Raw genomic sequence first — 25644 nt, forward strand, 5'->3', positions numbered from 1 at the left:
ATTCATATAGCTTTTTGTCTTGCATAGTAGTCTGTCTCCTTTTTGACCACTATAATACCTCTATAATATACCCACTGTAAAGCCTGAAGAGCCACTTCTTTATTATCGGAAGAAGTTCCGGTAATATTAATCTCAGAATCATTACTAAAATTATCCCCGGATATTACCTGTAATTTTGTTGATTCTGACGGCGAAATATTTATAGTTTTTTCAAGCAAATCTTTTTTATCTCCGGAAAAACGTAATTTAACGTCGTTTAATATTATGTTTGAGGCGATAAAAAATGAAAATTCCTTTTCATTCGTTTTCTTTAAATTTATTGCGCAGGAACTGTTCGCGTAAATAAATCCCGCAGTATCTTTTATCGGATACCAATACTCTTTCCATTGAACATTTGATTTTGGCTCCATGTAGGTATAATCATCCTGAGTTTCAGGCAATCCGCCAAATATTTCAAAAGTTTGGCTTGTATTTTTTGGATCCCGCGGGTTACACCATACTTTTGTCCCGTTAACAATTTCAGGAGGGTAAATCCTGACTATACCCTGTTCTTTTCCGTGATCGTAGGAACCTACAAAATTGTTTTTATTTTTAAAAGGAAATAAACCCTGTTGATTGTCCCAGTTTTTAAATTTACTGTAATCAATCCCTCTATATATTGGCCAGCTTACTAGCGTTCTTTTGGGTACTCCCCAGTCATCCGTGTGCGTGATCATCCTGTCTGTCGGATAAATAAACTCCATATTATCATTATTGTCCATTGCGGCGCATAACCAGTAACAGTATTTTCTTTTATATGGAGTGGGATTTTCAAGTAAAGTATTTATCTCGATCTTTGACGTGCCGGGACGAAGTGTAACTGTTTCAGATATTTTTAAATCAGTTTCCATATCAGTATCGTAAGTTAAAACACTTATACTCTTGTCTTCATTCTTAGTTACTTTGTATTTCCATACCGTATTATTATTCGGAGTGTGGTCAAAACTTGGAAAGGCGTATTTTATCCCGCCGATTACCAGCAAATACCCGGTTCCACCGCCGTATATTCTGACGGGTATTACTTCATTCGTGGTATAGAACATATTACTATTTGCAGGTTTGTAAATTGATTCGTATATCCGGCCTCCCATCTCAGGAAGAATAGTTATTTTTAAATATTCGTTTTCTAAAATTAAAGTTTTAAAAATTATTCCGGTCTTTTCTTTAAACTTTACTGCCTTAAAATCAAGCTTGTCATACGGATAACATGTCTCATAGGGGGTGGAAGGATATAGGTAAGATTCATAATTAACAATAGTAAGTTTTACAGTAGATTCTGTGAAAGTAACTTCAGAGTATCCGGGCAAGATAAACAACATGCAATACATTATCAAACAGAAAGCAAATTTACTCATAGTGTTTATAATATAACAATTCAGACAGGTTTTCAATTGAATTCATAAAACAATTGTAAAAACTACGTTAAAACATATTGGAATAATTAATTTGAATGGGATATAATAACAGAAAATAAGTCTATCGTTTACAGCCTACTGTTATTCAATAACAGTAGGCTGACAGGTCCTAGGTGTTGGGTTCTGGGGACTAGGTTTACATTAAGGAGTTGTTTGATTTAATATATCACATTAATGTAGAACGTGAGTAACTTGATAACGTGTAACGTTTTAACTGTCACATGTCTCAGTGAAATCTTTTTAAAAGGGAGAGTGCTATGTCAAAATTTTTGCTTAAGAACGGACAGAGGTATGTTTTCATAGGGGATTCAATAACGGATTGCGGGAGGGAGACTCAAAACCGACCTTTCGGGAGCGGCTATGTAAAAATGACTGTAGATGCGATAACTGCGAAATATCCTGAAAGAAAAATAGAGTTTTTTAATACCGGGATAAGCGGTAATACTTCGAAAGACCTGGTAAACAGATGGGATGATGATGTGATACGCCTGAAGCCGGATTGGGTTTCTATAAAAATAGGAATTAACGACATTCACAGGTATCTTGATAAGACTTGTGAGGCTGTTTCGCCTGAACAGTTCAGGGAAAATATGTTCACTATCCTTTCTGAAACAAAAAAAAAGACAAAAGCAAAGATAATACTGATAGACCCTTTTTATATGAGCACCAATAAAACAGAAAATTCAAGAGAAAGAGCCGTTCTTAATTTGCTGGAAAATTATATCGGGAGTGTGCATGAGATGGTAAAAATATTTAATACCCGCCATGTTAAAACTCATGAGGCTTTCCAAAAACACTTAAAATACCGTTCGCGTAATTTCTGCTTTGAACCTATTCATCCGAACCTTGCCGGCTATATGGTAATTACAACGGAGTTGTTAAAAACCCTGGGTTGGTAGTAGTTAAAATAAATAAAATGACAAATGTGCAGCATATTGCACGATAGTCAAGATTGAAGAAACGTAACTTTAATAGCAAAAATCTTGACAGACATTCCCAATATATGGTATTATTCTTTCATGATTACAAAAAAGGAAAATAGGTCCAACCTTAAAGCGGGCATACTAGCTCGTTCATTTTCCTTATCTGTTATAAGCTTTTTAGTAGTAGTTGTAGTGGGCTAACGCCCACAAACTGCCTGCATACTCATACCACAAAACAATGCAAAACCTTGAAAATTATTAGATATTTACAGCTTTTTTTGATATAATTAAGTTTGAGTAACTAATTTAAGAACAGGGACTGGGGTCGAGGTACTAGGTTCTGGGAGAAATGAGGCTTAGATGTTCAGATGCGCAGAGGCACAGCAAGAGCGGGAAAACTGAAACTTTTTTGTGGATAATACCACGTCAATGTGAAACGTTAGTAACGTGATAACGTGCAACGTTTTAACGGAATTGCTTTACCAAGGAGGATTTGATGCGTAGCGATGCAATGAAGAAAGGTCTTGAGAAGGCGCCCCACCGGTCGCTTTTTAAGGCTTGCGGCTATACAAATGAAGAAATTAACCGTCCGATGATTGGTATTGTCAACTCGGCAAACGAGATCATACCCGGACATGTCCATCTTAATAAGATAGTTGAGTCCGTAAAAAAAGGTGTATTAATGGCGGGCGGCACTCCTATGGAGTTCGGGGTTATCGGCATCTGCGATGGTATTGCCATGAACCATGACGGCATGAAATATTCTTTGCCCAGCCGGGAGGTCATTGCCGATTCCATTGAATGCGAATGTATGGGGCATCCTTTTGATGGTATAGTCTTTGTTCCCAATTGTGATAAAATAATTCCCGGTATGTTAATGGCTTCTGCAAGGCTTAATGTTCCTTCGATTTTTATCAGCGGCGGGCCTATGCTTGCGGGAAGATATAATGATGTTAAGACGGACCTTGTTAAGGGAATGTTTGAAGGCGTGGGGAAGGTAAAAGCCGGGGATATGACTGTTAAAGAATTAAATGCGCTTGAAGATGTGGCTTGTCCCGGATGCGGTTCCTGTGCGGGTATGTTCACCGCCAACTCAATGAATTGTATAACGGAAGCGCTTGGTATGGGACTTCCGGGGAACGGAACTATTCCTGCGGTTTACGCCGAACGTTTACGCCTTGCAAAATATGCGGGAATGGAAATACTTAAAATAGTTAAAAAAAATATCAAACCGAGAGATATTCTGACGTTAAAGGCTTTTGAAAACGCAATAACTGTGGATATGGCGTTTGGCGGCTCGTCCAATACTACTTTACATCTTCTTGCAGTCGCCAATGAGGCGGGAATTAGTCTGGATATTAAGAAATTTGATGAGATAAGTAAATTGACAAGATATATTTGTTCGCTTTCTCCGGGCGGCCCTCATTTCCTTGAAGACTTGTATTTTGCGGGAGGAATTCCCGCGTTGTTAAAGGTACTTGCGGAAAATGACCGCCTGCATCTTGAATGTAAAACAGTTACCGGTAAAAAGATCGGAGATATTGTAAAAGAAGCTTCAGTTAAGAGTCCTGAAGTTATCCGTGATTGGGATAATGCCTACAGGAAAGAAGGCGGGCTTGCTATTTTGTACGGGAATATTGCCATGGGTGGCGCGGTTGTTAAGCAGTCGGCTGTTTCTCCCGAGATGATGAAGCATTCCGGTCCCGCGAAAGTATTTGATTCCGAGCAGGAAACGATAAAGGCGATACTTGGAGGGAAGATTAAAGCAGGGGATATTATTGTTGTCAGATATGAAGGACCTAAGGGCGGTCCGGGAATGCAGGAGATGCTTTCTCTTACTGCGGCTGTAGCAGGAATGAAAATAAAAGATGTAGCGCTTATAACCGACGGAAGGTTTTCCGGAGGGACAAAAGGCGCGTCTATCGGGCACATTTGTCCGGAAGCCGCGGATGGCGGGGCCATAGCTATTTTAAAAGACGGTGATATTATAGAAATTGATATAACCGAAAGAAAATTAAATGTTAAATTATCAGACAAAGATATCTCTGACAGGTTTGCAAAATGGGTAAAACTGAAACCAAAAGTAACAACAGGTTATCTTTCAAGGTATGCCGCCATGGTTACGCCGTCAAACATGGGTGCGATATTTAAAAAGAATATTGAGTAAAAAAATTGGTCTCTGGGTACTAGGTGCTGGGGGCTAGGTTTAAATATAGGAGTCCTGAATAAAAGGATCGGTAGCGGTTTCAAAATCTATAATAATGAGGTTAAAATGAAAAAGAAAGGTGCTGAAATATTAATAGAATGCCTTGAACGGGAAGGCGTGGATATAATCTGGGGGATACCCGGAGGTCAGGCAATTCCTATCTTTGACGCGCTTTATGACAGTAAGAAGATAAAGCTTGTTCTTACCAGGCATGAACAGGGCGCGGCTCATATGGCTGATGGGTATGCAAGATCAACCGGAAGGACGGGAGTTTGTATTGCCACCTCGGGACCGGGCGCGACTAATCTGGTGACCGGATTGGCAACTGCCTATATGGATTCTATTCCGATGATCGCTATCACGGCTCAGGTACCGACAAAAATGATTGGTAATGATGCTTTCCAGGAAGCAGATGTTGTCGGGATTACCAGGCCTGTAACGAAACATAACTATCTGGTAAAAGATATAAATGATCTGGCAAAAATTGTCAGAGAAGCCTTTTATATCGCTACTACCGGAAGGAAAGGGCCTGTCCTTATTGACCTTCCTTCGGATGTCGCCAAAGCAGAAGCGGAGTTTATATGGCCTGAAAAAATAGAAATGAAAAATTACAATCCGACGTACAAAGGAAATATTAATCAGATCAAAAAAGCGGCGGAAGAAATCAACAAGGCCAAAAAACCTGTCATCTATGCGGGTGCCGGAATTCTTGCGGCGGGTGCCAGCAAGGAGCTTAAAGCTTTTGCGGAAAAAACGGGCGCTCCGGTCGGGCTCACTCTTTTGAGCCTGGGTTGTTTTCCCGGGACGCATAATCAATTTATCGGTATGCTTGGTATGCACGGGACCAGGACTTCCAATCTGGCAATGCATGAGTCGGATCTGATAATCGCGATTGGCGCCAGATTTGATGACCGGGTTACCGGGAATCTTGCTTTTTTTGCAAAGAAAGCAAAAATTATTCATATTGATATTGACCCGACATCTATCAGCAAAAGTGTCAGGGCGGATATTCCGATAGTGGGAGATGCAAAAAGTGTTCTTCCTGAACTGACAAAACAAGTAACGGTGGGAAAACATCCGGAATGGTGGGCGAAGATTCATGAATGGAAAAAGAATTTTCCGCTTCTTTACTCGAAAAAAGGTGCGCTTAAGCCCCAGTCTGTTATTGAACATATTTATGACCTTACTAAAGGTAAGGCAATCGTTGTCACTGAAGTCGGCCAGCATCAGATGTGGACTGCCCAGTTCTTTAAGTTTGATATTCCGAGAACTTTTGTAACTTCAGGAGGGCTTGGAACTATGGGCTTTGGGCTTCCTGCCGCGATTGGCGCTCAATTTGGAAATCCAGACAAGCTGGTATTTGATATTTCCGGAGACGGGTCAATACAGATGAATATTCAGGAACTTATAATTGCCGTTGAACATAAACTTCCGATCAAGATAATAATACTTAATAACGGCTGTCTTGGCATGGTTCGCCAGTGGCAGCAGCTCTTCTGGAAAAAGCGTTATTCCGGCGTGGATCTTACAATCCAGCCGGATTTTGTAAAACTTGCAGAAGCATATGGCGCAGCCGGCATGAGAATAACAAAAGAGGAAGAGGTTAAAGAAGCTCTTGAAAAAGCGCTTAAGATTAATGACCGTCCGACTTTGATAGATTTTAAAGTCGCTAAGGAAGAAAATGTGCTTCCGATGGTTCCCGCGGGCGCGGCTATTACAGAAGCGATAGATTATAAGGATGTTGAATTGGCATAGCAAGATAGATGCACGGAAGGTCAGATGCGCAGAGGCGCGGCAAAAGCTCTAAGACAGAGGAACTGAGACTGGAGGACAGAGTCCGGAAAAGGCTCTAACTCGCAACATTTTTAAGTTTGTATCAGTGTCCACCTGTGGTGAGATCTCGCCAAGGGCGGAGAATCCTGTAGCCTTGTAATCAGTGGAATCACTGTAAGAAAAGTAGTGTTAATTTCTGCCGCAAGAATTGATCGGACGGTAATATAATAAAACGAAATAAGGAGAAAAAATGAAACATACAATATCGGTTTTAGTTGAGAATAAACCGGGGGTCTTAGCCCGTGTAGCGGGGCTTTTCTCCGGCAGGGGCTTTAATATAGAGAGCTTGACTGTTGGAGAGACAGAAGATGCCTGTGTTTCCAGAATGACGATAGTAGTGGGCGGCGATGATATGATTTTAGAACAGGTAAGCAAACAGCTAAATAAACTCATAGATACTATTAAAGTAATTGATATGACTGAAAAACAATTTATTAACCGCGAACTTGCCTTGATTAAAGTTGCCGTTAATTCCGGAAATAGAGGGGAAGTAATGCAGGTTGTAAATATTTTTCGCGGAAAGATTGTGGATATTAGTCCAAAGACTTTTACCGTGGAAGTAACCGGCACCGATGATAAGATAAATGCGTTACTCGAACTTCTTTTACCTTTTGGTATTAAAGAGATGGTGCGAACAGGCGCAGTAGCCCTGACCCGTGAATGGCAGAAGGAAGAAGTGAAGAAAGTGAAATAGCGAGTAAAAAGACATTTACGATTGACTAATGACAACTGACAATTTTGTGTAGGCGAAAAGAAGTCCTTCGCCAAATATTTATAATACCACTATAGTGTAAGACGTTATAGACCTTATGGACTTTTGGACGGCTGATTATCTGCGATTAAATTGGCAAGTTAAAAAAACTTATTGATCAGAAAAGTAGTTTTCTGACGGAGGAATGTATGTGGAAATTGAAATTTGAACAAAATCATAAGAAGTTAAAGCTTGGGCTTCTCCTTCTGATTGTTCTGTCAATTATCTTATCTGCAGGAGTTTATGTTGCTTCCCTGGTTATGCTTAAGCAGGTGAGTGCTATGCAGTCCCTTATTCCGGTACTTACTGCCAAACAGAATATTTTAAATGAGCTTTCAAGTTTGCGCGGGCACATTGATTTGTATAAGAAAAGCAAAGAAAATAAATCTTTGGAAAATATGACCGCTTCTATAAGGAAGATCAGAGATAATGCATTACAGGGCGAGCTTTTTGAAAATGAAGAAATGATAAAAAATAAATTTTATCTTATCGGTTTTGTTGTAAATAATTATTTTAAGGAAACAGAAGGCCTGACAAATGAACAAATTTGCAGCAAGAGTGAAGAAGTTTGTTCTAAAATCAATTCGCATGTATCAGGGATTATAAAGTTTGCTGATTTGGAAGTCATAACTGAAAATATAAGAAATAATGCTAATAACGGTCTCGTAATATCATTTCTGGTCTTTCTTTTTATAGGTGGAGGTCTTTTTGTCGGAAGTATAACCTATTCATATATATCGGCCAAGCAAATGGAGAAGTTGGATGAGGTTATGTGCCTTACGATGCTGGACGACTTGACAAAGCTCTACAACAGCAGGTATTTTGAAGAACGTTTGTCGGAATCAATTAACCGTGTTGAAAGATTTACCAAATCCCTGGCTCTGGTTTTTATACGTCTGGAGCTTCCGGCTAATATGGAAAAAGACGCCAAAGATATGGTATTAAAGGAAGTAGCCCTTAGATTGTCTAAAAATACAAGGGTATATGATGTAAATGCCCGATTTGAAGGTGCGACTTTCGCCTCTATTGTTCATGAGGTAGGCGAAAAAGAGACAAAAATTGTTGTAAAAAGAATTAAGAATTCTATAGAGCAAAAGGAAATTGTAGGTAAAGTGGAAGTCCCGCGCAGTTTTATCGGTAAATTTCTGAATTTTGGTTCGCGTCAAACTAAAAATTATGCCACCTATGTAAGAGCTGTAATAGCTGCTGAGATTTATAAAACAGGTAAGATTGGTATTACCGAGCTGATTCAAAAGGGAGCGGTGCTTTTAGATGAAGCTGAGACTGCGAAAAATCAAATAAAATTTGCGATCGTAAGGGGAAAGAAAAATAATGGCAATAAAAACGGATGACGATGATTTACCGATAGCCGATATTAATGTAACACCACTCGTGGATGTATGTCTGGTATTGGTCATTATATTTATGGTTACTGCGAATTTTGTAATGCAGGGAGGGATTAACTTAACCCAATCTGCGGCGGGTGCTGCGACGGGAAAACAATCCACGGAAGAGAATGTAAAGATTATTCTGACAAAAGATAATAAAATATTGGTAAATGGACGGGTAATTTCCAGGGATAATCTCGGGCTGGAACTAAGGGTTCGTATTGCAAAAAGCAGAGATAAACTTGTGACAATTGTTGCAGACAAAATGAACAGGGTCGAAAGTGTCGTGGATGTCATGGATTTGGCAAAACAATCAGGAGCGGGAAAGCTATCAGTTCTGAAAAAACTTCAGGAGTAATTATATGGGAATGCAAAGCGGCAGCGAAGAAGAAATAAACGGTATTAATGTAACTCCTCTTGTTGATGTGTGTCTGGTTCTGGTTATCATATTTATGGTTACCGCGCCTATGATGGTACATCCGAATATGGAGCTGAGCTTGCCAAAGGCCTCTACAAAAGAAGCAGAGGAAAAGGAAAATATTACGATTTCAATAAGCAGCAAAGGCGAATGGGCAATCAATCAGGACATCGTGGGAAAGGAAGGGGTTGCCGAACAGCTTCTGGTAACGATAAAAAAGAACAATGATAAATATATTGTAATAAGGGCGGATAAAGATGCTCCCTGGGGCGCCGCCGAAGAAGCTATGTCTATGGCGAAGAAAGTTGGTGCCAGATACGCTTTGGCAACGGAGCAAAAAAGGTAAATGGTTCTAGAAAACAGAGCAAAATATTCTTTTTTGATAAGTCTGGGATTCCATCTTCTGGTGCTTTGGTTCTTTGGATATATTTCCGTCAAGGATAAACATGAAGTAAAGTTTATTACAGATATTGATATTATTGAGCCTTTTATTCCGTCTGCTCCGCCGGGTCCCAAGGAAGAAAAACCGAAGAATATCTGGGAGTTTATGAAAATGGCACTGCCTACAATCAAAAAGCCTGATATGCCCGGTCCAAAAGATGAAAAACCGCTGGATGTTGTAAAAAAAGACATTGAGAAGGCAATAGAAGTTGAAAGGAAGCTTGTTGATAAAACTGCTCCGCTGCTGAAGCGTACGGATGCTTTGAAGTTTAAAGAAATAGCCAAAGAGAAAGACCAAAAACTTGCGGATATTATGAAAACCATGGACAGCAAAAAGCTAAATGAGTTGATGGAACAGGAGAGAAAACTAACCGACAGGGAAGAGCCTGTTGCCAGAAAGACAGATGCTTTGAAATTTGATGAAGTCGGGCTTAAGCGCGCGGATAAAATAAAAGATATCCTGACAACAGCTGATGCCGGGAGAAAAATTGATGATGGAAAGATCAGGGATCTTACACCGTCTGATCTTTTGACTGAAAAAAAGGCGCCACTTGATAAGAACAGTAAAGCGGATGATTTGGGTATAAAACTGAAAACCAGGGTTAAAGATGACGGAAAAATTAAAGAAATAGTAGGTACTGCCGAAGAGAGAAAAAAAGTAAGAGAACTTCTGGCGATGGAGGAAAAGCTTGTCGAAAACACGACAAGAATTGCTTCGAAAGGCGGAGGGGGCGGCGGAGGAAAACCTGCAATAGGATACGGCGGTGGCGGTGGTATTAATTTAAAGAATGAGGACCTGAAAAAGGTTGAAACTAAAGTAAATATAGCTCCGGTTAAAAAAGCTGAAACAGCGGCTGCTCTGGAAAAAACTGCGGTAAGTAAATCATCGGTAGAACTTATCGGACCTTTGCAGGGCAGGGGTATTATTGTTTCCTATATGCCGAAGTACCCTGAGTGGATGAAGGAAAAAGGAGTAGAAGCTGATGTAGCAGTAAGGTTTTTCGTATCTCCAAGTGGTGCCGTGAAAGATGAAATGTCTATAGAGCGTACTTCCGGTTATCCTGAATTAGACAAAATTGTAATGGCCGTACTGAAGACCTGGCAATTTGAAGCTCTTTCTAGGTCAGCAAAACAAGATGATCAATGGGGTGTTGTTACTTTTAGATTTAAACTGGCGAAATAGCAAAAAAAGCAAGGAAAGCAAAAACAGCCAATACAGTGAAAAAAGTGAGTAAAGTTAAGCGTTAGCGAAATCCGCCAACGCTTTGTGGCGGATGAAAGAAGAGATTTGGCAAGAACAGAAGAGGGAAAAAAGGTTCTAGTTTTAGATTTAGGAGATATTGATATAATAATACCACGTTAATGTAGAACGTTAGCAACGTGAGTAACGTAGAATGTTTTAACGGCAGTGTTTTTAACAGAGGAGAACCGATGAAAAGTATTGTGCTAATCATTGTATTTAGTGTTTTAATCTTTGCTCAAGAAGCTGCAAAACCGGAAGTAACTTCTGAAGTAAAAAAGCCGGAAAGCTCTGTGCCTGCTAAAAAAACTTCGGGGCGAATCGATGATGTCACCGTTACAGGCGAAGATAAACTTAAGGTTAAGAGTGAAAAGCCGCTTTTGGAAATTAAGATGAATATTAACGAGGCAGTGCTTCCGACTATAGATACCGAAAAGAAGTTTCTTGAAAAATCACCGGCACTCTCTGATTTAAAGGATGCCGTGCCGAAAATGCTTTCAAGTCAACAGGTTGCTTTTCCCTTTCTTTCTGTTTTTGTAAAAGAACCGATAGCAAGTTTTTCTCTGAAAGCTATGGGTTTTAAGACAGCCACCTGGGAGCTTATTGTTACAGATTCCAAAGGAAAAACTTTTAAAAAATTTGAAGGAAAAGGAAAACCTCCGGAAATCATTGAATGGAGCGGAAGAAACGCGGCTAACAAAATAATTAAAGTGGGAAATCCGTATTCATATCTGATTAATCTTGTGGATCAGTCAGGTAACCCGAGAACCGTCATTGGCTCGCCTTTTGTTATTCACCAGCTGGTTCATCAGGAGAACGACGGCTTATATGTTTCTGTTACCAGAAAAAAAATATTTGATATTGAAAGGGAAAAAACAAAAATACTCGAAGAAGGTATTCCAATTCTCAAGGAAATGTCTGATTATCTTAAAGAAAATTTTACTCTTGCTTTAAATATTGAGGTGCACGGCGAGGATGTTTCCATGTCAGGTGAACAGGCCAAGATATTGGCGCAGTATTTTTCTGAAATATTGATTCTTCCTGAAAAAAATATTAAATGCAGCGGTTTTGAAGATACCATAGAGAATCACAGAATAGACATTATGATTAAAAATAGATAAGAGAAGAAGAAATACCTGTGGGCTGTAATTGTTTGCCATATATCTTTAGGTTGCGTTTTTTATTGTCAATCAAAGAGGCGGATGCAGACAGACCAATACCGCTTTCTTTTCTCGGGTATAGGACGAAGGATTCTCTGCCTGCTCTGGGGACTGACCGGTTAAAAAAAGCTATTTAATGTTTGAAAATACAAGGATAAAAAGTATATAATAAGAGTGATGTATACTCGGCTAAAAACCGAAATTATGGGGGTGTGATATGAAAAGAACAGTAGTTTCGATTCTGGTGCTTGCCTTCTTGTTTTCACCGGGGATTTTCGCTGCATCAAGATTTCAGTATGATGCCCAAAAGAAAGCTGATATGTTTTCCGCAGAAAGACCTCTATTGCTTCTTGCTTTTGATATTACAAAAGAAAGACAGGAAGAGTATGAAACCACAATATTTGTTCCGGATCTGAGTTTTAAGGCGAAGGTAAAGAAGTTTTTTACTAGAAAAGAACAGGGCTCAAATAAAATAGAAACCAATACAAGGATTATTACAGTAATTAACAGGCTAAAGCTTTACACGGAAAGTAAAAGAAAAATGTATGAAGTTCAGGAGGTTACTCCTTCGGAAATCAGTATAATCAGTAAGCGTATCTTTGATGGTGCGGATTTTTATGATATCAAAAAAAACACCAGTGCTATCATGGGCAAGATTAATGCTGATTTCATTGCTTTGAGCGTACTTCCTGATTGGTATTTTATGCATAAAAAGTATATGAAGGAGTCTGTTGAGACAGAAGAGAAAGTTAATGACAAGACTTACAGGTTTGTAAACGGAAAGACATTGAGATATTATGTTGATAAGGATACGCAGCAGTTAGCGATTGTTGAATTTGACTCTGCCGATAAGAATAACAAAGAAAAAACAGTGATCAATAAGGTAGTATTTGGTCCTCAGACTTTCAAGCAAGGTAAACATGATATAGTTAATAAAGTATCTATCTATAAAGATAATAAACTGGTGAAACAATATAATGTTTCCGTGTTGAAGACCATTGATGCAATCAGAGATTCTTATTTTGACCCGGAAATACAGTCAAAAGAAGTAAATAGGCCGCCGGCGAAGAGAAAAGTAAAGGCTGCTGAATCAGAAGGAAAAGCTGAGCCTAAAGCGGAAAAGGAAACAAAAGAAGAATAAGACAGGATTTATTAAAAGAATAAGGGCGGCAAGAATTGCCGCCCTTATTTTCATCTGTGTCATCCTGTTTTTGCAGAAACTAAGAGTCAAATTCGTATTTTTGTCATTCTCGACATGCCTGTCAGTTTCAGGAGGATATATAAAACAGGAGTTTTCCTTGGTATTTTCGTATTGACTTAAATGATTTATTCAGGTAAAATGTTTTTTTACAAGGCAAAATAATGATTATCAATATAAAGACGCTTCAAGAAGGTGTTTCGTGTTTTAATATTGCAGAGACTGCTGAAAAACTTGGCATAGATGATATAAAAGATGCAAGATTTCTAGGTTTAGTAGAATGTACCATTGAAGTTGATAATAAGATAGAGAGTTTCACTGTCAGAGGCAGAGCAAAAACTAGCTTGGAGACTGTCTGTGCCAGATGTGGTATAGTGGTTAAAAGAAGTATTAATGCCGATTTTGACCATAAGTATGTTAAAGGAAATTTTGAGGAAGACGGACAGATAGATAAAGAAGCCCTTGATGAGGAACTTCTCCAGGGTGATGAATTGAATCTTTTGGAAGATGTGAGGCAGGCGGTGTTAATTTCTGTTTCTGAAATAGCCGTTTGCAATGAAAAATGCAAGGGTATTTGCCCCGGTTGCGGAAAAAATCTGAATAAGGCTGAATGTTCTTGCGAAGCGGAAGATTTAAAACCCTTCGCAAATTTAAAAAAACTTTTAAAAGAAAAAAAGAATAAATAATAGGTGATAGGTTCAGGGTTCTGGGTATCGGGTTCACATTTTGGAGTTGTTTAATTTAATAATACTACAATAATTTGAGACGTTATGGACCTTACAGAACTTATGGACTTTATAGACAGATTTTTATTTGAGGAGGAAGTTAATGGCAAACCCAAAAAGAAGGTTTTCTGCTTCAAGAAGGGATCACAGAAGATCTCAGTGGAAATTAAAGACCCCCGGTCTATCCGTATGTCCGCAGTGTAAGCAAAGCAAGCTTCCTCACAGAGTTTGTGAAAATTGCGGTTATTACGGAAAAAAAGAAGTATTGGACGTTTAGCCGCAGGCCTCATTTATTTGAGCCTGAACGGACAAACCCATGAAAATAGCCCTTGACGCAATGGGCGGTGACAACGCACCGGCAATAGAAGTAGAAGGTGCCGTTTTAGCCGCAAAAGAATTCGGTATTGAGGTTATCCTTGTAGGAGACAAACCAGGAATAGAAGCTGAGTTGGAAAAATACAAAACTAAAGGCTTGGCTATTTCTGTTGTGCATGCTTCCGAAGTTATCGGTATGCATGAATCTCCCACAGACGCTTACAAACAAAAAAAAGACTCCTCTCTTGTAGTCGGTGTAAAACTCGTAAAAGATAAAAAAGCGGATGCTCTCATTTCTGCCGGTAATACAGGCGCGGTTATGGCAACGGCACTTTTTGAACTTGGCCGGCTTAAGGGTGTGGCACGTCCCGCACTTGGCGCATTCTTTCCTTCGAAGCATGGCCGGGCTCTTCTTCTGGACGCCGGCGCGAACGCCGACTGCAAACCGAAACATCTTCAGCAATTCGCAATAATGGGTGCTGTATATTATAATGATGTTATAACTGCGGGATCACCCAGGGTCGGACTTATCAGTATAGGAGAAGAAGAGACCAAAGGGAATGATCTCACCATTGAAGCGGCAAAACTTATTAAAGCGACAAACGTTAAATTTATTGGAAATATAGAAGGCCGGGATATCCTTTCCGATAAAGCGGATGTTATCATCTGCGATGGTTTCGTGGGAAATGTAGTTTTAAAATTTGCCGAAAGTTTGGCAAAAAATTTCTTTGCGATATTAAAAGCGGAACTTTCTGGGAAGAGTATATTCATCTCCATAGGAGCCTGGATATTAAAACCGGTGTTTAAAGGTATAATAAAAAAGACCGATTATGCGGAATACGGTTGTGCCCCGCTTCTCGGTATTAACGGTTACATTTTCGTAAGTCACGGAAGTTCCAACGTAAAAGCAATGAAAAATGCTTTTAAAACCGCGGTGGAATCTGTACAGAGCAATGTCCAAGATCATATTGCCGAAGAGATAAAAAAATTCAGTAATGGTGAAACGGAGTAAAATATGTCGAAGATATCTGCAAAAATAACCGGGATCGGTTTTTACGCTCCCGAAAAGATCTTAACCAATAAAGACCTCGAGAAGATGGTGGAAACTACCGATGAATGGATAAAAACCCGGACCGGGATGTCGGAACGTCACATTGCTGATGAAAAAACCGCCACTTCGGACCTTGCTACGCAGGCAGCTTTAAGAGCCATTGAAATGGCAAAGATTAAGCCTGAAGAAATAGATATAATTATGGTAGGTACTGTTTCACCTGATATGGCTTTTCCTTCCTCCGCCTGTTTTGTCCAAAACAATATTAAAGCAACTAAAGCTGCCGCTTTTGACCTCTCTGCCGCTTGCTCCGGCTTTATTTACGGCCTTACTCTTGCAAAGGGAATGATAGTGTCCGGTGAAGCGAAAACCATTCTTGTTATCGGGGCTGATTGTCTTTCAAAACTTACGGATTGGACGGACAGAAACACCTGTGTTCTCTTTGGAGATGGCGCAGGTGCGGTAGTACTACAGTCGACGGAAGAAGACACAGGACTACTCTCTTCTTATATTTTTTCTGATGGCACTAAAACGCATCTATTGGAAGTTCCCGCAGGCGGTTCAAGAACCCCGTTCTCGGAAGAAGTACTGAAAAACCGGAGTAATTTTATAAAAATGGAAGGCAATGAAGTGTTTAAGAACGCGGTAAAGGGCATGGAGAGAGCTATCGACACGGCCCTTCTTAAAGTAGGTCTGAAGTATGAAGATGTCTCCCTTGTTATTCCCCACCAGGCAAATATCAGGATAATAGAATCCATAGCAAAAAGAATGAAACTTCCGCCGGAGAAAGTATTTATTAATCTGGAAAAGTACGGTAACACTTCGTCAGCTTCAATACCGATAGCAATGACCGAAGCATATGCGGCAGGAAGATTAAAAAAAGGTGATATCCTTGTCATAACGGCGTTTGGCGCCGGCTTGACCATGGGTGCCGCCGTAATAAAATGGTCAATATAACCCAAAATCCGAAGTAGAAAGCATACCATTTTTGACTTGCACAATATTAAGATTTAGGAGGATTTCGGGTTAGATTCCACAGATTGCAAAGCTACGGGATTCCACTGATTATTAAACAGTAGACAGGCTTTTCAAGTTATTAATATGAATATTTCTACTTCGTTTTCAGGGTATAATAACGCATTAATCTCATCGGAAGGAGTCTACTATGAAAACAGCATTTCTTTTTCCAGGTCAGGGTTCACAAAGTATAGGAATGGGTACCGAGTTTTTTGGAAAATTTGCCAAGGCCAAAAGTATTTTTGATTCAGCGGACTCAGCTCTCGGTTTGAAAATATCAGACATCTGTTTTCTTGGGCCGGACGACGTATTAAAAAGCACGGAAAACGCCCAGCCGGCAATTCTTACGACAAGCATAGCTATATTACAGGAAGTATTACCTTTTGCAAAACCGGATGTAGTTGCAGGCCATTCTCTCGGTGAATACTCGGCGCTTGTAGCAACAGGGGTCCTTGATTTTAAAGATGCAGTAAAAATAGTCAGGAAACGCGGGGAGTTCATGAAAGCTGCTTCCGGCGGTACAATGGCAGCAATTTTAATGCTTCCGAGAGAAAAAGTTGACCAGCTTTGCAAAGATGCTTCAAGAGTAGGATTAGTTGCACCTGCTAATTATAACTCACCCGGCCAGATAGTGGTCTCGGGGACAAAAGAAGGCGTAGAAGAGATGTGCAAGCTTACCAAAGGCGCAGGAGGAAAAGCAATTCCCCTCGCAGTAAGCGGCCCGTTCCACTCGACCTTGATGACCAGCGCGCAGGAAAAACTTGCCGTAGAACTTAAAAATGTAAATTTCAATAATCCCACAACAAAGATCATAGCAAACGTAACAGCAGACTATGTGAAAGACGGTAACACCGCGAGAGAACTCCTGGTAAAACAGGTAGTTTCAAGCGTTCTTTGGGAAGACACCATCTGCAGAATGTTAAAAGACGGCATTGACCTCTTCGTAGAAGTAGGCCCCGGCAAAGTCCTCTCCGGCCTGGTAAAGAAGATCAAAAAAGAAGCCAGAGTCTATAATATAGATAACACTGAAACGTTGGAGAAGTTTAAAACTGAGGTTGCTAACGTTACACGTTGAAACGTTGCTCACGTAAAAGCAGAATTCTGTCATCCCGGACTGAGATTCGGGACCCAGCGTCTTTGTTAGTGAAATTATAAATCTCAAGGGGTATATGAAATGGAAAATATAATTCATAGAGGTTGGTTTCTAATTCAACTGTTTGGTTTACCAGTCATAGCAGTTCTTACCGCGATATATCTTGTTGTATATCAGATAGTGAAGAAAGACTCTGCTTTTAAAAAGCATCTTGTGCGTGATTTTTTAATTTTGATGACAGTTTTCCAAACTGGAGATTTGGTTGAAATATTTTATGAACATAAAACCTTGTGGATCCTTCATGCAATTGTAAAGATGATCTTTGTCGCACTGGGAATATGGGCGATTATCGAATACCGTAAAGAAAAGGCAAGTAAAATTAAATAAATCAGGTTAGATAGTTCGGGGGGACTGTTGAATATGAAAAGTATTGTTACTGATCAATTAGTGGAGGAAGAATGGGAGAATTAATAATAACAATCCTTAAATATGTTGTTTGTTTGCTTTTACCTTTAGGGCTGGCTTGGTTATGGTTTTACAAAAGAAAAGGCAGAAGCGAAAGCATTGAAAATATATTGTGCGCTGTAATATTTTTGTCGGCTTCGTTGGTATTTGCCTATTCATATGTGTTTGAAAAGCTTATTTCGGCGTCAGGAACAGATCTTCTGTTTGGAGTCTATTATCTGAGAGATTCTCGGTTTGGATATTTGGCTTTATTGCTGGCTGTGGGTTTCTTGTTAGCAGCTATATTCTTTGCAGTGGAGTTTGTAATATTTATGAAAAATCCAAAGAAATATGCACCCTGGGAAATGACAAAAAAAAGAAAAGTAATGCTTGTAATTGGTTGGGGCATATTAGTATGTATTCTTCTATTGTATATCTTAGTTTTTGTCTATTACAGTAAAAAGGGCTTGAAATCAGTTTTCCCCTCATTTAATCATCTTCTCCTCCTTATAATAATGCTTTCTTCAACCCTTGGATGGGAGATGGATAAAAAGAAAATGGCAATCAGAAAAGAATACTTTCATGAAAAATTTCAACTAATTATGAGTGTATTAATTGTGTCTATGTATTTTGCCAGTCCAAGTTATAATGTTTATTATATGATACTTAATTATTCTGCTGCCGGTATAAGTTTCCTGATCTGTTTATTCTATTGCTTGAAGATTGTTGAAAGCAAAAAGGAAAAGCCGGCAATTAACAAGAAAAAGAAGCAAGCACAGTAAGAAAAGTAAGTGAAGAAAGTAAAAAACAGTGGTTTTTAGGTGAAACTTTCTTAGAAAATTATAATATAGGTCATTTTTCGTTTTTGTGTTTACTTCTTTTACTGCACTTGCTTTATCTGCTTCGCCTGCTTTTCCCGCTTCCTCAATCCCTTTAAATATGGTAAAATCAAGAATCGTTTAACTTAATTGGAGGGTATAGAGATGGATATGTTAAAGGGAAAGGTGGCACTGGTAACAGGGGCGGCTCAGGGTATAGGTAAAGCTATTGCGGAAACTCTGGCGAAGGAAGGGGCTAATGTTGCGATCTGTGATGTAAATATAGAAAAGGCGGAGGAGACTGCGAAAGAATTGGCTAAGCTGGGAATAAAGACAGCGGCTTATAAAACAAATGTTTCGGTGGCGGCGGAGTGCGATGCTTTGATTGACAGCACCGTGAAGGACCTTGGAAAGCTGGATATTCTTGTTAATAACGCGGGAGTTACCAGAGATGGGCTTCTTATTCGTATGTCTGAGCAGGACTGGGATCTGGTTATTGCTATCAATTTAAAAGGTACTTTCAACTGCACTAAAGCGGCTGTAAAGACCATGATGAAGGCAAGATACGGGCGTATTATTAATATTTCTTCGGTTATCGGACTTATGGGAAATGCCGGACAGGTTAATTATGCGGCTTCAAAGTCCGGTGTTTTAGGTATTACCAGGTCTATAGCCAAGGAGTATGCAAACAGGAATATCACCGTAAACGCAGTTGCCCCGGGGTATATCCAGACAGCAATGACGGATAAGCTTACAGAAGAGCAAAAACAGGCGATGCTTAAGTTTGTCCCCCTTTCCAGGATGGGACAGCCTCAGGATGTAGCAAATGGCGTTCTTTTCTTTGCCTCACCCCTTGCTGACTATGTAACCGGCCAGGTTTTAGCGATTGACGGCGGGATGGTAATGTCTTAAAATCAAGCACTAAGGTCGAAATTCTAAATTCTAAACAAAAAAATAAACCAGAAACAAGGAAAATAGCAAAACAATAGCAAAAGCGGGCTGGCAGAAATGTCCAGCCCGTTCTTCATAATATGTAGTAACGGAAAGTAACAGGTCTACTACCGGTAGATTTAGATTTTTTTCATGTATCAGCGCAATCAGCCTTTAAATCTCTTCGAAAGATCCGCCAAATATCACTGGCGGAGGCGAAATCACCTGCTTACCTTAAAAACACAGGTTAGAATTGCATAAAACCATTGAAATATAAGCAATATTCGCAAAAACGAAGGAAAAATTGTACTTGACAAAACGGCTTCATTTCACTAGAATATATAATCTTTTAATGGAGGGCGAACCCCCCGTTAAAAACTAGGCTGACGGCTCGGCCACAAGTTGGGTCGCTAGTTTAGGTTTTACTTAAAGCAGTCTAGAAAGACAGCTTAAGAAACACTAAGGAGGAGTTAAAATGGCTACAATTGAAGAGAGAGTGAAAAAAATCATAGTTGAACAGCTGGGCGTAGAAGAAGCCCAGGTTACCCCAACCGCATCATTTGTTGATGATCTGGGTGCGGATTCTCTGGATACAGTCGAACTTGTTATGGCTTTCGAAGAAGAATTCGGAATAGAAATACCGGATACTGATGCCGAAAAGATCAAGGCAGTCTCGAATGTCGTTGAATACTTAAAAGAAAAAACCAACTCCTAATCGGACACGGTTAAATCATGAAACGTAGAGTCGTAGTTACCGGCCTCGGGGTGATCTCCCCGGCCGGTAATGATGTTAATACTTTCTGGAAGAGCCTTTGTGACGGCGTCAGCTGTGCGGATAAAATTACCAAGTATGACGCTTCCCGTCTGACTACTCAAATTGCCTGTGAAGTCAAAGGGTTCGATCCTACATTATATACAGATAAAAAGAGTGCCCGGCGTATGGATGGTTTTACCCAGTATGCTATAGCAGCTTCTGTCCAGGCAATGAAAGATTCCGGTTTGGATGTCACCAAAGAGGATGCTACCAGGATGGGTGTTATTATAGGTTCAGGAATAGGCGGCTTAACAACCCTTATGGACCAGACCTATACACTTATCGAAAAAGGCCCATCAAGAATAAGTCCTTTCTTTATTGCCATGATGATTTCTAACATGGCCGCAGGTATGGTTTCAATACAGCTTGGGTTAAAAGGTCCAAGCGCTTGTGTTGTGACAGCCTGTGCTTCAGGTAATAACAGCCTTGGTACATCATACCGGCATATTCAATATGGAGATGCTGATGTCATGGTGGCCGGCGGTTCTGAGTGTACTATAGTAGAACTTGCAATGGCAGGTTTTTGTTCTGCTCAGGCAATGTCCTGCCGTAATGATGACCCAAAACATGCCAGCCGTCCTTTCGATAAAGACAGGGATGGTTTTGTTATGGGAGAAGGTTCAGGTATTGTGGTTTTGGAAGAGCTTGAGCATGCCAAAGCAAGGGGCGCAAAAATTTACGCGGAGATGGTAGGTTATGGAATGTCTTCCGATGCTTACCATATGACTGCCCCGCCGGCAGACGGAGAAGGCGGCGCAAGAGCAATGCAAAATTGTATCAATGATGCCGGTGCAAAACCGGAAGAAGTTGATTATGTTAATGCTCACGGGACCTCTACACCTTTAGGTGATACCGGGGAAACAGCTGCAATAAAGCGTGTTTTTAAAGAACATGCCTATAAACTTTCTGTAAGCGGTACAAAATCCATGATAGGCCATATGCTGGGCGCAGCCGGAGGGGTTGAGTTTATTGCAACCGTGCTTTCGGTAAAGAATGACCTTATTACACCGACGATCAATTTGGTTACGCCGGATCCTGCGTGTGATCTTGATTATGTGCCAAATAAAGCAAAACAAAAAACCGTTAATCTTGCTATTTCCAATTCTTTTGGTTTTGGCGGGCATAACGCTACTGTTGCGGTTAAAAAATATATTGGATGAACAGATCTGACTTTGAAACAAAAACAGATCTTGAAGAGTTTCAAAAAATAATCGGCTACCGGTTTAAAGCCGTTGATGTTTTGGCTACGGTTTTTTCTCACTCTTCTTTTGTTAACGAGAACAAACTTCAAAAAAAAGAATCTAACGAACGTTTGGAGTTTCTCGGGGATGCGGTTGTAGGCGTCATAGCAAACCGGTACTTATTTGAGAAATATCCGGAGGCAAACGAAGGCTTTCTTACCAGGGTTAAATCTCTGGCGGTAAGTCAGCCCAGTTTAGCCGGGGCTGCAAGAAAGTGCAATCTTGGGGGTTATTTGTTCCTTGGAAGAGGAGAAGAAGCCTCAGAAGGCAGGGATAAGGAGTCTACACTCTCAAACGCATTTGAAGCGCTTGCCGGGGCTATATATTTAGACGGCGGTTTAGAAAACGCTACCAGGTTCATGAAAGAATTTGTTTTAAATGACCTGATTGTAGATGAAAGGGAAGCAAAGGATTATAAGTCCGAGCTTCAGGAACTTATTCAGAAAAAGTTTAAAAAAAGACCGATTTATCATATTGCCTCGGAAGAGGGGCCTGAACACAAAAAGACATTTATCGTAAGAGTCGCTTTTAGCGGAAAAATTTTAGGAGAAGGCCGTGGTAAAAACAAAAAAGAGGCAGAGTTGAATGCTGCAAAAGAAGCGTTGAAAGCTTTTTAAAATAGAAAAAGGAGAGAAAAGTATGATGAATTATTTTTTCACTGAAGAACAGCAAATGATAATTGATACGGCAAAGGAATTTGCTGCAAAGCACATAAAACCGGTCAGGGAGAAGTATGACGAAGAAGGCCACTTCCCGACTGAAGAAGTAAAAAAAATGGGCGAAGCAGGACTCTGCGGTCTTTATATTCCCGAGGAATATGGCGGGATGGGTAAAGGTATTATGGGTCTTTGTCTGGCTGTTGAAGAAATGTCCAAGGTCTGCTCTGCTATTGCTCTTTCTATGGCTGCAACCGCGCTGGGTACTTTTCCAATTTTGTTATTTTCTTCCGATGCGCAGAAGAAAAAATACCTTCCGGATATAGCCTCCGGTAAAGATCTTGCTGCTTTCGGTCTTACTGAAGCAAATGCCGGTTCGGATGCGTTGGGCATGCAAACTACTGCGGTTAAAGACGGTGATTACTATGTATTAAATGGAACAAAACAGTGGATTACAAACGGCGGAGAAGCCCGGGTTTACAGTGTAATAGCCGTAACGGACAGGGCGAGAGGTTCCAGGGGTTTAACTGCTTTTATTATTGAAAAGGATACGAAGGGCTTTACCTTTGGAAAAAAAGAAAATAAAATGGGAATCCGTGCTTCTGCGACCCGTGAACTTGTATTTCAGGATTGCAGGATTCATAAAGATCAGATAATCGCAAAAGAAGGCATGGGTGCCATTGTTGCAGTGAATACTCTTTATAACTCAAGACCTGGTGTTGCGGCGCAGGCTCTTGGTATTGCTGCAGGCGCATTTGAAGAAGCGCTTGCTTATTCAAGACAGAGAAAACAATTTGGCCAGCCGATAAGTTCTTTCCAGGCAGTGCAGCATATGCTGGCTGATATGGCGACAGAAATTGAAGCTGCAAGGGCTCTGCTTTATGCAACAGCAAAAACTATTGATGCTGCGGGTGATGCCAAAGCTTTTGCAAAAGAATCCGCGATGAGTAAACTTTACTGTTCTGATGTTGCGATGAAAGTAACCGTAAATGCCGTGCAGATCCTCGGCGGTTATGGATATATGAAAGAATACCCTGTAGAAAAAATGATGCGCGATGCAAAAATAACACAGATTTACGAAGGTACCAATCAGATACAAAGAAACGAAATAGCGTTAGGGTTGATAAAAGAAATAGCGTCGAAGAAATGATGCGCGGATGCGCAGAGGTCGGAGGCTTAGCAAAAACCGAAAAAATGAGGTTTTAAGATAGATAAGGTAAATAATAACACAATTAAAAAAGACCTTACAAACTTTATCTCGCTCTGTCAAAGATATTTGACAGTTAAATTTAGGTTCATTACGAGAAAAGCTTTGCTTACAAACCTTATGAACCTTGCAAACTATTTTTAGGAGTCAACAATGAACATAGTCGTATGTATCAAACAGGTACCGGGAACTACTAAGGTCGCGATTAATCCGGCTACAAATACTCTTATAAGGGAAGGTGTAGAGGCCATCGTTAATCCTTTCGATGTTTATGCCGTGGAAGAGGGCATACGCTTAAAGGAAAAATTTGGCGGTAAAGTAACCGTTATTATTATGGGTCCTCCGCAAGCGGACCAGGCCATTAAAACCTGCATAGGTATGGGTGTGGATGAAGGCGTACTGCTCTCTGACCGTGCATTTGCGGGTTCAGATACACTTGCCACTTCCTACACACTGGCGCAGGGTATAAAGAAAATGGGCGGAGCCGATGTTATACTGACTGGAAAACAAGCAATGGACGGCGATACCGCGCAGGTGGGTCCCGGAATTGCCAACTGGATGGATATTCCTTTTGTAGCCTGGGTTAAAAAGATAGAAAATGTTGACCTGAGTGCAAAAACTATAAGAGTAGAAAGAATGATGGATGATGGATATGAAGTTCTTGAAAGCTCCCTTCCTGTCCTCATTTCCGTGGTAAAAGAGATCAATGAACCAAGGATCGAGTCTATGCGGGGAAAAATGAAGGCTAAAAACTATAAGCCTGCGGTATGGAGCGCGAAAGACATAGAATGCGATCCGGATTTCATAGGACTTCGCGGTTCTCCTACGCTTGTTAATCGGGTTTTTGTGCCTGTTAGAAGCGGAAAAAAAGAAATAATCGAAGGCGCAACGGTTGAAGAAAAAGCCGAGAAAATTACCGGCAAATTAAGAGCAGCAAAATTAATTAATTAAAGTTAATAAGATCCGGAGGTTATTGTGGCTATAAAAGTATTAAATGAAAAATGCGTGGGTTGCAAGTTATGTCTTCCTACTTGCGCTCAGGGCGCGATTACCATACTCGAAAACAAAAAAGCGTTTATAGATCCTGTTAAATGTAATTATTGCGGGGCCTGTCTTGACGCCTGTAAGAAATTTAAAGCGATATTGATCCAGGTTGATAGAAAAGTATCAGATCAGGATCTTTCTCTTTATAAAGGTATCTGGGTATATGCGGAACAGAGGCATGGAGAGATTGCTTCGGTTGTTTATGAACTCTTAAATGAAGGAAGAAAGCTTGCTACGGAACTCGGAGAAGAACTCTGTGCCGTCCTTATCGGACATGATGTTACAAAAAAAGCCAATGATCTTATTCTTTACGGCGCGGATAAAGTTTTCGTTGTGGATTCAAATTGCTTAAAAGATTTCAATGACGAATCTTACGCAAAAGCTCTGGTTTCTTTAGTTGAAGAGTACAAACCAAATATTATTTTAACGGGAGCCACGGCGCTCGGGCGTTCTTTTATCCCTAAGGTTGCCGTTATGCTGGAGACCGGACTTACCGCGGATTGTACCCAGCTGGATATTGACCAGTATACAAAACTCCTATTGCAAACCAGGCCTGCTTTCGGCGGAAATCTTATGGCTACTATTACTTGTCCGAGTTTTAGGCCTCAGATGGCGACTGTAAGGCATAAAGTATTTAAAAAAGCAGTTAAAGATCCGAACAGAAAAGGGCTTATTATTGCAAAAAACATTCAAGAAGACTGCCTGATTGCCCGGACGAAACTTATAGAATTTGTAAAAGAAGTTGAGTCCACGGTTAACCTTTCTGAAGCGGATATTATTGTATCCGGGGGAAGAGGGCTGGGCGAAGCCAAGAACTTTGCGTTAATCCGTGAACTGGCGCAGTTGATAAACGGTGCAGTGGGTGCTTCCCGAGCCGCAGTCGATGCCGGCTGGATTCCGTATTCACATCAGGTTGGGCAAACGGGAAAAACAGTATGTCCGAAACTCTATATCGCAGTAGGAATTTCCGGATCAATTCAACATATGGCGGGTATGCAGTCTTCTGAGAACATTATAGCTATCAACAGAGATCCTCAAGCTCCGATATTTGAGATTGCTACTTATGGTATAGTCGGTGATCTCTTTGAAGTCGTGCCCGCGCTTATTGCTAAGATTAAAAAATAGTTTAATTTAATCTCTAAAAGGCTTGCCCTTTTTGAAAAGGACGGGGAATTTTTCTTTCCCCAGTACCCAGAACCTAGCCCAAGTTCCGCTGAATTATGTTAAAAGTGCGATTTTAAAAATATTTAGTTCATATAAAAGCAGCATTTTTGTCA

The 25644-nt window shown here is 40.3% G+C and carries 25 protein-coding genes; 24 read left to right on the forward strand and 1 reads right to left on the reverse strand.

Annotated features, from left to right (window positions below; translation table 11 throughout):
• Nucleotides 1-2: 2 nt before the first annotated feature.
• Nucleotides 3-1358, reverse strand: coding sequence for a hypothetical protein (locus tag A2536_04950; protein ID OGF46319.1), 1356 nt, complete (start codon nt 1356-1358; stop codon nt 3-5).
• Between the two features lie 353 nt (nt 1359-1711).
• Here A2536_04950 and A2536_04955 point away from each other — a divergent pair, with 353 nt between their 5' ends.
• The 24 genes from A2536_04955 to A2536_05070 all read left to right on the forward strand — a co-directional run bounded on the left by A2536_04955 (nt 1712) and on the right by A2536_05070 (nt 25492).
• A complete protein-coding gene (locus A2536_04955; GenBank protein ID OGF46320.1) occupies nt 1712-2353 on the forward strand; it encodes a hypothetical protein in 642 nt (213 codons plus the stop codon).
• A gap of 520 nt (nt 2354-2873) precedes the next feature.
• Nucleotides 2874-4544 (forward strand): dihydroxy-acid dehydratase, encoded by a 1671-nt coding sequence (locus tag A2536_04960; protein ID OGF46321.1) that lies wholly within the window; start codon nt 2874-2876, stop codon nt 4542-4544.
• A 105-nt stretch (nt 4545-4649) separates the two neighbouring features.
• The gene (locus A2536_04965; GenBank protein OGF46322.1) at nt 4650-6338 is read left to right on the forward strand and encodes an acetolactate synthase, large subunit, biosynthetic type; all 1689 of its coding nucleotides are present in this window, start codon (nt 4650-4652) and stop codon (nt 6336-6338) included.
• A 268-nt stretch (nt 6339-6606) separates the two neighbouring features.
• Entirely contained in the window at nt 6607-7110 is a 504-nt protein-coding gene (locus tag A2536_04970; protein ID OGF46323.1) for an acetolactate synthase small subunit, read from the forward strand.
• Nucleotides 7111-7316: 206 nt separating this feature from the next.
• On the forward strand, nt 7317-8519 hold the full coding sequence (locus tag A2536_04975) for a hypothetical protein (protein ID OGF46324.1): 1203 nt from the start codon (nt 7317-7319) through the stop codon (nt 8517-8519).
• Nucleotides 8500-8913 (forward strand): hypothetical protein, encoded by a 414-nt coding sequence (locus A2536_04980; GenBank protein ID OGF46325.1) that lies wholly within the window; start codon nt 8500-8502, stop codon nt 8911-8913. Before A2536_04975 ends, A2536_04980 begins: the two co-directional genes overlap by 20 nt.
• A gap of 4 nt (nt 8914-8917) precedes the next feature.
• Complete coding sequence (locus A2536_04985; protein OGF46326.1) at nt 8918-9319, forward strand: hypothetical protein; 402 nt, start codon at nt 8918-8920, stop codon at nt 9317-9319.
• Nucleotides 9320-10597: a hypothetical protein gene (locus A2536_04990; GenBank protein ID OGF46327.1), complete on the forward strand. Its 1278-nt coding sequence runs from the start codon at nt 9320-9322 to the stop codon at nt 10595-10597.
• A gap of 248 nt (nt 10598-10845) precedes the next feature.
• Nucleotides 10846-11775: a hypothetical protein gene (locus A2536_04995; GenBank protein OGF46328.1), complete on the forward strand. Its 930-nt coding sequence runs from the start codon at nt 10846-10848 to the stop codon at nt 11773-11775.
• A 256-nt stretch (nt 11776-12031) separates the two neighbouring features.
• Nucleotides 12032-12955, forward strand: coding sequence for a hypothetical protein (locus tag A2536_05000; GenBank protein ID OGF46329.1), 924 nt, complete (start codon nt 12032-12034; stop codon nt 12953-12955).
• A gap of 221 nt (nt 12956-13176) precedes the next feature.
• A complete protein-coding gene (locus A2536_05005; GenBank protein ID OGF46330.1) occupies nt 13177-13698 on the forward strand; it encodes a hypothetical protein in 522 nt (173 codons plus the stop codon).
• A gap of 142 nt (nt 13699-13840) precedes the next feature.
• On the forward strand, nt 13841-14014 hold the full coding sequence (locus A2536_05010; GenBank protein OGF46331.1) for a 50S ribosomal protein L32: 174 nt from the start codon (nt 13841-13843) through the stop codon (nt 14012-14014).
• 39 nt (nt 14015-14053) lie between these two features.
• Entirely contained in the window at nt 14054-15064 is a 1011-nt protein-coding gene (locus A2536_05015; protein OGF46332.1) for a phosphate acyltransferase, read from the forward strand.
• 3 nt (nt 15065-15067) lie between these two features.
• Entirely contained in the window at nt 15068-16060 is a 993-nt protein-coding gene (locus A2536_05020; protein OGF46333.1) for a 3-oxoacyl-ACP synthase, read from the forward strand.
• A 208-nt stretch (nt 16061-16268) separates the two neighbouring features.
• Nucleotides 16269-17195 carry a [acyl-carrier-protein] S-malonyltransferase gene (locus A2536_05025; GenBank protein OGF46334.1) on the forward strand — a complete coding sequence of 309 codons (927 nt, stop codon included), beginning with the start codon at nt 16269-16271 and terminating at the stop codon, nt 17193-17195.
• Between the two features lie 99 nt (nt 17196-17294).
• Nucleotides 17295-17600: a hypothetical protein gene (locus tag A2536_05030; protein OGF46335.1), complete on the forward strand. Its 306-nt coding sequence runs from the start codon at nt 17295-17297 to the stop codon at nt 17598-17600.
• Nucleotides 17601-17671: 71 nt separating this feature from the next.
• Nucleotides 17672-18439: a hypothetical protein gene (locus tag A2536_05035; GenBank protein OGF46336.1), complete on the forward strand. Its 768-nt coding sequence runs from the start codon at nt 17672-17674 to the stop codon at nt 18437-18439.
• A 207-nt stretch (nt 18440-18646) separates the two neighbouring features.
• Nucleotides 18647-19387, forward strand: a complete 741-nt coding sequence (locus A2536_05040) for a 3-oxoacyl-[acyl-carrier-protein] reductase (GenBank protein ID OGF46342.1) — start codon at nt 18647-18649, stop codon at nt 19385-19387.
• 493 nt (nt 19388-19880) lie between these two features.
• Nucleotides 19881-20120, forward strand: a complete 240-nt coding sequence (locus tag A2536_05045) for an acyl carrier protein (protein OGF46337.1) — start codon at nt 19881-19883, stop codon at nt 20118-20120.
• A gap of 17 nt (nt 20121-20137) precedes the next feature.
• The gene (locus tag A2536_05050; protein OGF46338.1) at nt 20138-21379 is read left to right on the forward strand and encodes a beta-ketoacyl-[acyl-carrier-protein] synthase II; all 1242 of its coding nucleotides are present in this window, start codon (nt 20138-20140) and stop codon (nt 21377-21379) included.
• On the forward strand, nt 21376-22077 hold the full coding sequence (locus A2536_05055; GenBank protein OGF46339.1) for a ribonuclease III: 702 nt from the start codon (nt 21376-21378) through the stop codon (nt 22075-22077). Before A2536_05050 ends, A2536_05055 begins: the two co-directional genes overlap by 4 nt.
• A gap of 25 nt (nt 22078-22102) precedes the next feature.
• A complete protein-coding gene (locus A2536_05060; protein ID OGF46343.1) occupies nt 22103-23266 on the forward strand; it encodes an acyl-CoA dehydrogenase in 1164 nt (387 codons plus the stop codon).
• Between the two features lie 210 nt (nt 23267-23476).
• Nucleotides 23477-24274 carry an electron transfer flavoprotein subunit beta gene (locus A2536_05065; protein OGF46340.1) on the forward strand — a complete coding sequence of 266 codons (798 nt, stop codon included), beginning with the start codon at nt 23477-23479 and terminating at the stop codon, nt 24272-24274.
• Between the two features lie 24 nt (nt 24275-24298).
• Nucleotides 24299-25492: an electron transfer flavoprotein subunit alpha gene (locus A2536_05070; GenBank protein ID OGF46341.1), complete on the forward strand. Its 1194-nt coding sequence runs from the start codon at nt 24299-24301 to the stop codon at nt 25490-25492.
• Nucleotides 25493-25644 lie beyond the last annotated feature (152 nt).

This window comes from Candidatus Firestonebacteria bacterium RIFOXYD2_FULL_39_29 (genome assembly GCA_001778375.1).
GTDB lineage: Bacteria > Oederibacteriota > D2-FULL-39-29 > D2-FULL-39-29 > D2-FULL-39-29 > D2-FULL-39-29.